This window comes from Paenibacillus sp. JSM ZJ436, from assembly GCF_044383795.1.
Lineage (GTDB): Bacteria > Bacillota > Bacilli > Paenibacillales > Paenibacillaceae > Paenibacillus_AQ > Paenibacillus_AQ algicola.
Genome location: NZ_JBISEO010000005.1, coordinates 45,032 through 57,393, shown reverse-complemented (window position 1 = coordinate 57,393; position 12,362 = coordinate 45,032). Strand labels below are relative to the sequence as shown.

The window sequence follows — 12,362 nt, the reverse complement described above, 5'->3', positions numbered from 1 at the left end:
CCGGTAACAATGGTTACTGAGGTGATTGCAAATGAATGAATCAAACAAAAATGCTCCAAACCGCGAAGAAGCTCCTAAAACTGCACAGGGAGAGCCGGCTCAAGCGCCGTCTTCGTGGAAAAAAATGTTGTCCAGACGGTGGGTGTTCCCGGCAGCTTATGTAGCAGCAGCGGCAATTATACTAACCCTCGTGTGGGTCTACCAGGACACCGACCAGCAACCGCTGAACCCGCAGAACGCCGTGAATGACGCTCAAGGCGCAGGAACGACAACGGCTGCGGAAGGCAAGGACGGGGAAGCGGTAGAAGTGATTGCCAGTGCGGAGAACATGATTTGGCCGGCCGCGGATCAAGCGGAGGCGGTCATCGTCAAATCGTTCTTTGATGCAGAAGCTCCGGAAGAAGAGCATGCGGCAGCGATGGTTCAGTACAATGACACGTTTACACCGAACACCGGGATCGACCTGGCGCGCCAGGACAACAAGCCTTTTGATGTACAAGCTGTACAAAGCGGTCAGGTGACCCGGGTAGAAGAGCATCCCGTAAACGGAACCGTAGTCGAAATTACCCATGCCGGCGAGCTGAAAACCGTATACCAGAGCCTTAGCGGTGCCGCGGTTGAAGAAGGCAGCGAAGTGAAGCAGGGCGATGTGATCGGCCAGGCCGGACGCAGCGAGTTCGAGAAGGATCTCGGCAACCATCTGCACTTCGAAGTGTATCAGGCCGGTAATCTCATGAACCCGGAAACACTGTTCAGCAAAAAATAATACCGACCAGCCTTGGCAGCCGTGCGCTGCCGGATGGACAAGAGGAAAGCGGGGGCTTGTTTCCCCGCTTTTTTCGTGCTGTGGCAAGGGCTGTACAGGCTGCCGCTGCTCCAGTGTGTCAGCGCGCCCCTGCCTCTGCGCGAAGCAGGCCAGCCGGCATGTCCGCAAAATAATTGGGCCCCGCGCAGCTTGTCACCCCGTGAAACCGCGAATATCCCGTCATGCCACTCATATAATGTACCAAACTATCCACACAGTAGGGAGGCGGGAGCGTGCACGATTACATCAAAGAGCGGACCATTAAAATCGGACGCTGCATCGTGGAAACCAGGCATACAGTCCGAACGATTGCCAAAGAGTTTGGCGTGTCAAAAAGCACGGTGCATAAGGATTTAACCGAGCGTCTGCCGGAGATCAACCCGGACCTGGCGGATCAGGTTAAGCATATCTTGGAGTACCACAAGTCCATACGCCATCTCCGGGGCGGCGAAGCGACCAAGATCAAGTACAAAAAAACGGCCTCCGGTTCCCGCGAGCCTGTGATTTCTGCTAAATCTTGATTATAGGTCAAAGGTCGCGAAAATGGCGTTGAATCCCTCCCCTAAAGTATGATATGTTAAAAGCTGGTATAAGATCGACGATTTTATCCCGGGCTGTGCCGGTTTTTCACCGGAAATGTCGTTATATGTCAGTTTGTTATGACCAGAATTTCTATTCCTTTGACCTAGAACCGGTACACTTTTATCATAAAATAACACTTTGGGGGCTTTTCATGATGTTTAGCAAGGATATCGGGATCGATCTCGGAACAGCGAACGTATTAATCCACGTCAAGGGCAGAGGTGTCGTCTTGAATGAGCCCTCTGTCGTGGCGATCGAAAGCGAGAATCGGCGAGTCCTTGCCGTCGGGGAGGCAGCACGGCGTATGGTAGGCCGCACCCCCGGCAACATTACGGCGATCCGCCCGCTGAGGGACGGGGTTATCGCCGATTTTGACATTACGGAAAGCATGCTGAGGTACTTTATCGACCGCGTTGGCGCCCGAAGCTGGCACAGCCGCCCCCGTATTCTGATCTGTGCGCCTACGAACATTACATCCGTAGAGCAGAAGTCGATCCGGGAAGCGGCCGAGCGCAGCGGGGCACGGGATGTGTTCCTGGAGGAAGAGCCGAAGGCTGCTGCCATCGGGGCAGGCATGGATATTTTTGTGCCCAGCGGTAATATGGTAGTGGATATCGGAGGGGGCACGACGGATGTGGCCGTCCTGTCCATGGGCGATATCGTCACTTCCTCTTCGCTCAAAATGGCGGGGGACAAGTTCGACGAGGCGATTATCAAGTACATCAAGCTTAAATATAAATTGCTGATCGGGGAACGGACGTCGGAGGAGCTCAAGATGTCGATCGGAACCGTGCGGCCCGGCGGCCGCCATGAGGAGATGGACGTCCGCGGGCGGGATATGGTATCGGGCCTGCCGCTGACCATTACCGTCACCTCGGCCGAGATTCAGGAAGCGCTGTTTGATCCTATGTCTGCCATCGTCACAGCGGCCAAGCAGGTGCTGGAGCGGACACCGCCGGAGCTGTCGGCGGATATTATTGACCGGGGCGTTATTCTGACCGGCGGCGGCGCGCTGCTTCACGGCGTGGACGAGCTGTTAATGGAGGAGCTTCGCGTCCCGGTGCTCGTCGCGGAAGACCCGATGCACTGTGTGGTGAAGGGTACGGGCATGATGCTGGATCATTTGGATAAAGTCGTAAAGAAAAAGTTCTGATCTTCCGATATATAAGGATAGGAAGTTTGCTGACGGAGAAGGTATGCTTGTTATCGCTTGGATCAGGAAGGGAAGTGCTTGATGTGCTGAGAGGATTATATAATGCGGCGGCTGGTATGGTGACCCAGCAGCGGCGTCATGATACAGTAACGCAGAATATATCAAATGTGAACACCGCCGGGTACAAGCAGAATGATACGGTGATCCGTTCATTCCCGGAAGTGCTGGTGTCCATGATTGGCGGGGAGCCTGGCAATCCGAGGCATGCAATCGGCAAGCTGAACACAGGCGTATTCGCAGAGGAGAGCATCGCGCTGCACCTGCAGGGCGATCTCCGAGAGACGGGACAAGCCTCTGATTTTGCAATTGTATCAGAGCTGAACGTGATTGATGAGGATACAGGCCTTGGCATGGTCTTTGACGGATCGGGCAGGCATGTTGGCGAAGATGGCGAGGTAACCTATCGTCCCCAAGCCTTCTTTACGGTGCAGGACAATAACGGAAACCTGCGCTACACCCGCAGCGGCGAGTTTCGGGTAGGGCCGGAAGGTCAGGTTCTGACGTCAGCCGGGTTTCAGGTGCTGGGCGCGGACAATCAGCCCATTGTATTGACAGGCGGAGCGGCGGACCTTACAGTGAATGAGCAAGGATTTATTTTGGATGGAGCCGGAAACCCGACGGGACAGACGCTGGGCGTTGCGGTCGTGTCTGCTCCAAATGATCTGGTGAAGGAAGGCAACGGCCTGTATCGGCTGAATAACGAGGATGGCTTCCGAATGCTCGCGGCGGGCGATAATGTTATCATCCGGCAGGGCTATATTGAAGCCTCCAACGTGGATGCATCGAAATCCATGGTCGAGCTGACAGCGGCCCTTCGGGCCTACGAAACCAATCAGAAGGTCGTTCAATTCTATGACAGATCGCTGGAGAAGGCCGTGAACGAAATCGGCAGAGTCTAACTGTCTACATGACACCCATCGGGAGGGAAAGCGATGAATAACTCCATGATCAGCGCCATGGTATCCATGAACAGCATGCAGCAGAAGCTGGATGTGATCGCGGACAATATTGCAAATGCAAACACAACGGGCTACAAGAGCAAGGATGCTGTGTTTGAGGATGTGCTGAACCGGGTGCAGCAGCACCATAAGGATTTCAAGCTCTCCGGGCGTGTGACGCCTCCGGGCTACAATATCGGCTTCGGCATGAAGCTGTCCACGGTGGAGCAGAATATGGAGCAGGGCGTTCTGAAGGAAACCGGCAATCCGCTGGATCTTGGCATTGAGGGCCGTGGCATGTTCGCTGTCCGAAGCGGTGAGAATATTGCATATACGCGCGAGGGCGGATTTCACGTCTCCCCAGACCCTGAGAATGAGGGACGCGTTCTGCTGGTCAACAATCAGGGCTATCTCGTGCTGGATCAGAATAACGAGCCGATCTCCCTGCCGCAAGGCGCAGCAATCGCTGTGGATGCCGGCGGTCAGCTCTGGATTGAGACGCCAGCCGGCAGAGTTCAGGGACAGGTACTGAAGATCGCGGAGCTGGATCGTCCGGAAGGTCTGGTACAGATGGACGGCAACCTGTTCATGCTGCGCAGCGGCTTGACAGAAGATGAGGTGTTTGGCCCTGCAGGCCAGAATATGTCGCAGGTGCGTTCCGGTTTTCTGGAGCAGTCCAATGTAGATTTGTCTGATCAGATGATGAAAATGATGGAGGTTCAGCGGGCCTATCAGCTATCCGCGCGAGCCCTGAGCTCCAGCGATACCATGATGAACCTTGCCAACACAATGCGAGGATAGGTGATTATACCGTGAGTGAAGCAAGCGAGCCCAAGCGCCGCAAGGCCTCCGGGTGGAAAATTGCACGCCGCATCATCGTTCCCTTGATGCTGCTCCTGGCGCTTGCCGGAGGCATGGTGGTTGGCTATGTCGTTTTGGGCGGCGGAGAGCTGAGTGATGCGCTGCAATGGGAAACCTGGAAGCATGTGTATGACCTGGTATTTGCACCTTAACCAGGCTGATCCAATCCAGTCTTAATATGCTGTTCGTAGACTCCCTTGCGGGAGTTTTCTTTTTTTTTCGTTAAACGTTATAATGTAGGGGTTAACGCTGAAAAGGGCCCCCTGGCCTCAGGCTGCGCTGAAAGGACCGAGAACCCCTTATATCAACCTTCATGTCTGCAGTCATAAAGGGTATCATCATTGTTGCCGTAAGGCCGTGGATTTATGCATTTTTTACATAAGTGATCAATCAAAAGGCGTACCCTAAGGGTACATACATGGGAAGGGAGTTTTACTGTGACGGTACTGAATATCGGACAAATCCAGGACATTATTCCGCATCGCCCGCCGTTTCTGCTGGTGGACAAGATTATTGAGATGGAAGAGGGCCAGCGCGCGGTCGGCATCAAGAATGTGACCATGAACGAGCCGTTCTTCACCGGCCATTTTCCGCAGTATCCGGTGATGCCGGGCGTGTTAATTACCGAGGCGCTCGCTCAGGTAGGCGCTATTGCCATGCTGAGTGTGGAGAGCAACAAGGGCAAGCTGGGCTTTTTGGCCGGACTGGATGGCTTCCGCTTCCGCGGACAGGTCGTTCCGGGCGACACGCTGCGCCTTGAAGTCGAGATTACACGTCTTAAAGGCTCCATCGGCAAGGGAAAAGCGACCGCCAGTGTAGAGGGCAAGGTCGTTGCGGAAGGCGAGATTATGTTCGCACTGTCAGACCCCGCATAGCTTCTTCTTAACATGCACCACCATATATTAGAGATTGGGAAGGGGAAAACCATCATGGCAGAAATGAGTCAAAGAACCGTAGAAACTGTACAGCGCTGGCTGAATGATCACCACGTGGATGAAGAAACCAAGGCCGAGCTTCGCGGGATTGAAACCGATCCGCAGGAGCTGGAAGAGCGCTTTTACCGTGATCTGGAGTTTGGAACCGGAGGGCTTCGCGGCATTATCGGTGCCGGCAGCAACCGGATGAACAAATATACGGTGGGCCGTGCGACGCAAGGCTTCGCGCAGTTCATTCTGAAGCAGCATCAGGGCTCGGGCCAGCCATCGGTGGTCATTGCCCATGATTCCCGCCACTTCTCTCCGGAGTTTGCCTTAGAGGCAGCATTGGTGCTGGCAGGGAACGGCATTGCAGCCAAGCTGTACCCTTCGCTTCGTTCTACGCCGCAGCTGTCCTACAGCGTACGTTACTTGAACGCCTCGGCAGGGATTGTCATTACGGCAAGCCATAACCCGCCGGAGTATAACGGCTACAAGGTGTATAACGCTGAAGGTGGACAGCTTGTACCGGATGAGGCGGAGCAGGTGATCAGCCTGATTCAGGAGGTAGACTCTTTTGCCGCAGTGAAGAAGCTGACACGGGAGGAAGCAGAGCAGCAGGGATTGCTGGTCTGGCTGGGAGATGACGAGGACGAAGCTTTCATAAACACGGTATCAAGCCTTAGTGTGAACCGCGAGCGTATCGCCTCCGGCCTGAGTGACGATTTCCGGATCGTGTTTACACCGCTTCACGGAACAGGCAATCAGCCGGTGCGCCGCGTCCTGGAAGGAATCGGCTTCAAGCATGTGCATGTGGTAGAGGAGCAGGAGCAGCCGGATGCAGATTTCTCCAGTGTGAAATCTCCGAACCCGGAGGAGCGGGAAGCCTTTACCCTGGCGATGAAGCTGGGAGAGCAGGTGGATGCGGACATTCTGATCGGTACAGATCCCGATGCAGACCGGATGGGGGCTGTCGTGAAGAACCGTGACGGCGAATATGTAGTGCTGACGGGCAACCAGTCCGGTGCGATCATGATTCACTATTTGCTGAGCCAGCTTAAAGAAGCAGGCAAGCTGCCTCAGAACGGAGCGGTCATCAAGACGATTGTCACGAGCGAGATGGGTGCAGTCATTGCAGAGCATTACGGCGCGGCGGTGCTGAACACCTTGACCGGCTTCAAATATATCGGGGAGAAAATGACCCAGTTTGAGAACAACGGACAGCATACATTCCTGTTCGGCTATGAGGAGAGCTATGGTTATCTGGCCGGCAATTATGCCCGCGACAAGGATGCAGTGCTGGCCTCCATGCTGATCTGTGAGGCAGCAGCCTATTACAAAGGCCAGGGCAAGACTCTGTATGACGTGCTGCAGGAGCTGTATGAGCAGTTCGGCTATTTCCTGGAGGGCCTGGAATCCCGTACTTTGAAAGGAAAGAACGGAATCGCGCAGATTCAGGGCATCATGTCCGACTGGCGCTCTAACCCGCCGCAGGAGCTGGGGAGCGCTGTTGTAGAGAAGGTGCTGGATTACGCGGAAGGCCTGGACGGACTGCCTAAGGAGAATGTGCTGAAGTACATGCTCTCGGACGGCTCCTGGTTCTGCCTGCGTCCATCCGGTACGGAGCCGAAGATCAAAGTATACTTTGCGGTCAGAGGAGCTTCCTCGGAAGAAGCGAAGCAAAAGCTGAAAGATTTGTCGTCGATCGTGATGGCACGTGTAGACGCATAATATAACATTTCAAGAAAGGGCGGCAGGCAGGAAGCGACGGCGCCGCCCTTTTTGAACAGGCCGGGATTTTGAAGGATGGTCTCGCAGGGCTGCGGGCAAGTACCGATAAATCCCGTCATTTGAATGAGGGGGAAATTTTTGTGGTTCAACAATGGAAGCGCTGGAGTCTGGCTGCCCGCAAGTGGCTATGGATTCTGGTTGCCCTGGGTGTGCTGTCGGCGCTCCCGGTAGGCTATGACCGGCTGCAGACGGAGTCAACCTCGAAGCAGGTAGAGCTGGTGTTTGATTATCGTGATTTATTGGATATTTCCGTGTATCGAACCTATCCGGAAGCTTACATATCGGAGCAGCTGGACCAGCTGAAGGATGCCGGTGTCATGAGTATGGCATTGTTCGAGAGCACGCTGGAGGAATTTATCAAGTCCGGCCGTATTGTTGTGTATGATGCGCAACAGGCGGCTGATTTAACGGAAGAGGCGGTGTCGCGCCGCAACAACTTTACGTATGTCGTCTTCTCGACAGCGGAAAGCGCGGAGACCATCAAGCCGATCATTGAAGCGACCTTTACCCGCCTGGACATTCCGGTAAGAGACTGGGAATATAACGGCTCTGACGGTCTAATCCTGGAAATACCGCGCGTTGAGGCAGGGCTGAAGCCGATGGCGCCGGATCCGATCACGATGGACATGCTGCGGGAGAAGGGCTTTAGCATTGTTCCAAGACTGTCCGATACGCTTCCGTATCATGAAGAGTACATGACCAGCCTGATGGCTTACTTTGCGGATTACGGTGTGCAGCGGCTTCTGTTCGATGGCGATGCGGCCAAAGGCTTCAAGAATCATGAAGAGGACAAGAGCCTGACGAATTTTGCCGGCCTGCTGAATCAATATGATATCGGTCTGATCGCGATCGAGAACATCAAGGTGCCTCAAAAAGGCTTTGAGCTGCTCTCGTACCTGACGGATTACAATGTAGCCCGGCTGTATTCTCTAAGCGAGCGGGATGCTACGCTGGATCCGAAGGTGATCAGCGACCGCTTCGTGCTGGCGTCGAAGGACCGCAATATCCGCATGTTCTATCTGAACGCGGAGCCGCTTCGCGACGGGACACAGGGAACCATCACGGACCCGATTGACAATCTGGTGGAGGCACTGGGAGAGACAGGCCACACCATCTCGGACATGGAACAAAACGGCTTTACCATGGGGCCTGCGGAAGCCTTTGAGGTGTCCGAGTCCTCGCTGCAGCGCTACTTCAAGCTGGGCGCGCTGATCGGCGCTCTGGCGCTGATTACGCTCATGATTTCCTATTTCATTCCACTGTTGACCATTCCGGCCTTTGTGATCGGCCTGATCGGAACGGCAGGCTTGTACGTTCTGAACAGCGAGCTGATGGAGCAGGCGGTCGCGCTTGCTGTCACGATCAGCGGCCCGACCGTGGCTATGATTCTGGCGGTACGCAAGGTGACCGAGAGCAGCAGCCGTGTGGGATCAATGAGCACTGGCAGGCGCTTGACTCACGCACTGGTGCTGTTCATCAAGACGACGGTGCTCACCCTGGCTGCTGTGCCGCTGCTGGTGGCACTATTAAACAATGTAACTTACATGCTGGTTCTAGATCAGTTCCGGGGCGTGAATCTTTTGGCTGTAGCTCCTATGGGCTTAACTGCTATTTATGTGCTGCTGTATCGCGGAGGACAGGCCTCACGGGCCGGAATCCAGACATTATTGAACACGCCGATAACGCTGCTCTGGGTAGCAGCGGCCGGGATCATTGGCATTGTAGGCATGTACTATTTAAGCCGGACGGGCAATGCGGGATCCGTTTCTTCTATAGAAATGGCGTTCCGATCCTTCCTGGAGAATACCTTTGGCGTGCGTCCGCGGAACAAGGAGTTTCTGCTGGCGCATCCAGTGCTGCTGCTGGGACTGTTCTTGTCCTTTAAATACCGCCATGCCGCCTACCTGCTCATTATCGGAGCGATGGGCCAGCTGTCCATCGTAGGTACGTTCACGCATCTGCATTCCCCGCTCTATATTTCGGCGGTTCGCGGACTGCTGGGACTGGGGCTGGGCTTGCTCATCGGGCTTGGAGTGATTCTCGCCTGGCAGATCGGGGAAAGGATTTGGAAATCATGGTCTCATCGGCTAAAACCATTGTAATCTCAGGTTATTACGGCTTCAGAAACAGCGGTGATGAAGCCGTTCTGAAATCGATTTTGACGGCGCTGGAGGAGGAGGGCAAGGCGGCCGGGATCAGGATTGAGCCTGTCGTTCTGTCCATAGATCCGGAATGGACTGCGGCTACTTATGGTGTCTCTGCGGTTCACCGCATGAAGCTAGGCGAGGTGCGCAGAGCGATTGCGGCAAGTGACGGCCTCATCAGCGGCGGGGGAAGTCTGCTTCAGGATGTGACGAGTCCCAAGACCATTCCGTACTACCTCGGAGTGATCAAGCTGGCGCAATGGGCGGGCAAGCCCACGTTTATATATGCTCAGGGTGTCGGGCCTGTGAACCGGAGATTATTCTACCCTGCTATCCGTTCAGTCCTGCGGAAATGCACCTATATTTCAGTACGGGATACGCAGTCCGGCGAGCTGCTTCAATCCATGGGCATTGCACCAGACGTGATCCAGGTTGTCCCGGATCCGGTCATGGGACTTCCGTTACCGGAGGCATTGCATCAGCGCGCTGGTGATGAGCTGCCGGTAATCGGCATTTCAGTGCGCTTCTGGGATGCACAGCGGCGAGAGCTGAACGCGATTGCCGAAGGACTGAAGGCACTGCTGCGCCAGCGTCCCGTGCATCTTCGTTTCCTGCCCTTTCATCGTCCTGATGATGAGGAAGCGTCCCGGTATATTACCGAGCGCTTGGGTGATATTACAACCTATGGGGGAAAGATCAGCTATTATGTGGAGGAGCAGCAGCCGCAGGATATGTTGGCAGAGGTCAGCCGCTGTGACGTCGTGCTCGGCATGCGGCTGCACAGCCTCATCTATGCGGCCAATCAAAGCATTCCGCTGATCGGAATCTCATATGATCCCAAAATCGATCATTTTCTGAAGCGCCTGGACAGCGCTCCAGTGGGCCGGAGCGAGGCACTGGACCCTGAGGATCTCAAGCGGCTGCTGATTTCCATGCTGGACCATGCAGAAAGCTGGAAATCAGAGCATGAAGCACAAATCGGGCGGTTAAAGCAGGAGGCACAGCTGCCTGCCCGCCATATTGCACAATATTTGGGTACAGAGGGTGAGTAAGTTGAAGCAGGCATCGCCTTTTCCTACCGTTCCAATCTTCGGCATTCCTTTTTCCAAGCTGGATTTCAAGGATACGGTAGCTTATTTGACGGAAGCCGTGGAATCGGGGCGTCCCCATCAAGTCATTACAGCCAATCCCATCATGGTCATGGCGGCCCTTGAGAAGCCCGACTATAAGCAGATGATGCTGGGGGCAGACATCATTGTGCCGGATGGCACCGGCATCGTATGGGCAGCCAGCAAGGGCGGGGAGCCGGTGGCGGAGCGGGTAACCGGCTTCGATCTGGTACATGAGCTGTTTCGGGCCGGAGAGATGAAGCGGTGGAGGTTTTACCTCCTCGGCACGACGCCGGAAGTGATTCAGGCAGCAGCGGAACGGTTACAAATGCAGTATCCGGCGGCAATTGTGGCCGGATACCGTGATGGATTTTTTGGACCGGAGCAGGATCAGGAGGTTATTGCAGACATCCGCAAGGCAGAGCCCGATATTCTTCTCGTGGCCCGCGGCGCAGAGACGCAGGAGCCCTGGATTGCAAGGTACAAGGAGGACCTCGGTGTCCCGTTGATGATGGGGGTTGGCGGAACCTTTGATATTGTTTCCGGCAAGTCCAAGCGGGCGCCGAAGCTGGTGCAGAAGATGAGAATGGAATGGCTCTACCGCTTGCTGCGCGAGCCGACCCGTTTCAAACGGATGCTTGCTCTCCCGAAATTCGCCGTAAAAGTGCTGCGCGAGAAAGAAAACGTGACGAAATGAGACAGGCAGTACTGCTTTGTTCGTGAAAATCACTGAAATTCGCCGAAAATTGGTATTGGATTTCAAGGACGAAGGGAGTATAATTCAACACGGTAGAACCATAATGGGGGTTGAATGATTACAATGTTACCAGTATACGTAATCGGGTTTATTGTGTCGCTAGCGCTGGCGCTGGTGCTGACACCGCTCGTGAAGAAGTTCGCGATCAGAATCGGTGCTGTGGATGTCCCGGATGCCCGTAAAGTGCATACCAGAATTATGCCCCGGCTTGGCGGATTAGGCATTTATCTTGCATTTGTGATCGGATTGATTGCCGTACTTCCCTTTATTCCGGACAGCCTGTCGGCGCGGGATGCTAACTTTATGAAGGCCTTTCTGATTGGCGGCTCCATGATCGTATTGATCGGAGCACTGGATGATCGTTTCCAGCTATCGGCCAAGGTGAAATTTCTGGCTCAAATCGCGGCCGCTTGTGTGGTCGTATTCGGATTTAATATTACCGTTGACTTTGTAAATATTCCGTTCCAGGATGCCTACTCATCACTGGAGACCTGGATTGCTGTACCGCTGACGATCTTCTGGATTGTCGGTGTGACGAATGCGATTAACCTGATCGATGGACTGGATGGCCTTGCTGCCGGCGTCTCCGGGATCGCCATCGGCACTATCCTCGTAATGTCCCTGCTGATGGGCTATACGATGGTTGCGATGCTTTGTCTGCTGCTGCTCGGTGGAATTATCGGCTTCCTGTTCTTTAACTTTCATCCTGCGAAGATCTTCATGGGGGATGCAGGCTCGCTCTTCCTGGGCTTCAGCTTGGCGATGCTGTCTCTCTTGGGCTTCAAGCAGATTGCGATCGTGTCCTTTATTACACCGCTCATTATTATCGGTGTTCCATTGTCAGATACCTTCTTCGCGATCGTGCGCCGCAAGCTGCAGAACAAGCCGATCTTTGCTCCGGATAAAGGTCACCTGCACCATTGCCTGCGGGAGCTGGGCTTCAGCCACCGCCAGACGGTGCTGCTGATCTATGCGATTGCTGCTTTCTTCGGTGTATTGGCGGTCATTCAGTCTTCCGCTGCATTGTACGAGGCAAACTGGGTTACGTTCGTGGTCATCTGCTTCATGATGTTCTTCATGCAGATTGGTGCGGAGGTCATCGGCCTGGTCAGCAAGACCAAGCGTCCGCTGCTCAGCCTGATCAGCCGGATGCGCGTGCGCTCCAATGCCGATTCTGGCAGTAAATAATGGCGTCAGCAATTCTAAATTTATTATTCGTGATATAGCGCATAAGTACGAACCTCACCT

12 protein-coding genes are annotated in these 12,362 nt (G+C 54.6%); all 12 read left to right on the top strand.

Features of this window, described 5'->3' with window-relative positions; genetic code table 11:
- Nucleotides 1–31: 31 nt before the first annotated feature.
- The 12 genes from ACH6EH_RS08375 to ACH6EH_RS08320 all read left to right on the top strand — a co-directional run bounded on the left by ACH6EH_RS08375 (nt 32) and on the right by ACH6EH_RS08320 (nt 12,302).
- Nucleotides 32–766 carry a peptidoglycan DD-metalloendopeptidase family protein gene (locus ACH6EH_RS08375; protein WP_397331954.1) on the top strand — a complete coding sequence of 245 codons (735 nt, stop codon included), beginning with the start codon at nt 32–34 and terminating at the stop codon, nt 764–766.
- Nucleotides 767–1,038: 272 nt separating this feature from the next.
- The gene (gene spoIIID, locus ACH6EH_RS08370) at nt 1,039–1,326 is read left to right on the top strand and encodes a sporulation transcriptional regulator SpoIIID (RefSeq protein WP_138227286.1); all 288 of its coding nucleotides are present in this window, start codon (nt 1,039–1,041) and stop codon (nt 1,324–1,326) included.
- A 215-nt stretch (nt 1,327–1,541) separates the two neighbouring features.
- Nucleotides 1,542–2,540: a rod shape-determining protein gene (gene mreB / locus ACH6EH_RS08365; protein WP_397332126.1), complete on the top strand. Its 999-nt coding sequence runs from the start codon at nt 1,542–1,544 to the stop codon at nt 2,538–2,540.
- 83 nt (nt 2,541–2,623) lie between these two features.
- Nucleotides 2,624–3,499, top strand: coding sequence for a flagellar hook-basal body protein (locus ACH6EH_RS08360; RefSeq protein ID WP_397331953.1), 876 nt, complete (start codon nt 2,624–2,626; stop codon nt 3,497–3,499).
- A gap of 33 nt (nt 3,500–3,532) precedes the next feature.
- Nucleotides 3,533–4,339 (top strand): flagellar hook-basal body protein, encoded by an 807-nt coding sequence (locus ACH6EH_RS08355; protein ID WP_397331952.1) that lies wholly within the window; start codon nt 3,533–3,535, stop codon nt 4,337–4,339.
- An 11-nt stretch (nt 4,340–4,350) separates the two neighbouring features.
- A complete protein-coding gene (locus ACH6EH_RS08350; protein WP_138227283.1) occupies nt 4,351–4,551 on the top strand; it encodes a DNA-directed RNA polymerase subunit beta in 201 nt (66 codons plus the stop codon).
- Between the two features lie 285 nt (nt 4,552–4,836).
- Entirely contained in the window at nt 4,837–5,274 is a 438-nt protein-coding gene (gene fabZ / locus ACH6EH_RS08345) for a 3-hydroxyacyl-ACP dehydratase FabZ (RefSeq protein WP_138227282.1), read from the top strand.
- Between the two features lie 54 nt (nt 5,275–5,328).
- Nucleotides 5,329–7,044 carry a phospho-sugar mutase gene (locus tag ACH6EH_RS08340; protein WP_397331951.1) on the top strand — a complete coding sequence of 572 codons (1,716 nt, stop codon included), beginning with the start codon at nt 5,329–5,331 and terminating at the stop codon, nt 7,042–7,044.
- Nucleotides 7,045–7,184: 140 nt separating this feature from the next.
- Entirely contained in the window at nt 7,185–9,206 is a 2,022-nt protein-coding gene (locus tag ACH6EH_RS08335) for a DUF5693 family protein (protein ID WP_397331950.1), read from the top strand.
- The gene (gene csaB / locus ACH6EH_RS08330) at nt 9,179–10,300 is read left to right on the top strand and encodes a polysaccharide pyruvyl transferase CsaB (RefSeq protein ID WP_138227279.1); all 1,122 of its coding nucleotides are present in this window, start codon (nt 9,179–9,181) and stop codon (nt 10,298–10,300) included. Before ACH6EH_RS08335 ends, csaB begins: the two co-directional genes overlap by 28 nt.
- A 1-nt stretch (nt 10,301) precedes the next feature.
- Entirely contained in the window at nt 10,302–11,054 is a 753-nt protein-coding gene (locus tag ACH6EH_RS08325) for a WecB/TagA/CpsF family glycosyltransferase (RefSeq protein ID WP_397331949.1), read from the top strand.
- A 123-nt stretch (nt 11,055–11,177) separates the two neighbouring features.
- Nucleotides 11,178–12,302: a glycosyltransferase family 4 protein gene (locus ACH6EH_RS08320; RefSeq protein WP_138227901.1), complete on the top strand. Its 1,125-nt coding sequence runs from the start codon at nt 11,178–11,180 to the stop codon at nt 12,300–12,302.
- The last annotated feature ends 60 nt before the right edge of the window (nt 12,303–12,362 follow it).

Excerpts from the sequence above, each read along its gene's own strand:
- ACH6EH_RS08375 (WP_397331954.1), top strand. The coding sequence starts at position 32 with ATGAATGAATCAAACAAAAATGCTCCAAACCGCGAAGAAGCTCCTAAA.
- mreB (WP_397332126.1), top strand. The coding sequence starts at position 1,542 with ATGTTTAGCAAGGATATCGGGATCGATCTCGGAACAGCGAACGTATTA.
- ACH6EH_RS08355 (WP_397331952.1), top strand. The coding sequence starts at position 3,533 with ATGAATAACTCCATGATCAGCGCCATGGTATCCATGAACAGCATGCAG.
- ACH6EH_RS08340 (WP_397331951.1), top strand. The coding sequence starts at position 5,329 with ATGGCAGAAATGAGTCAAAGAACCGTAGAAACTGTACAGCGCTGGCTG.
- csaB (WP_138227279.1), top strand. The coding sequence starts at position 9,179 with ATGGTCTCATCGGCTAAAACCATTGTAATCTCAGGTTATTACGGCTTC.
- ACH6EH_RS08320 (WP_138227901.1), top strand. The coding sequence starts at position 11,178 with ATGTTACCAGTATACGTAATCGGGTTTATTGTGTCGCTAGCGCTGGCG.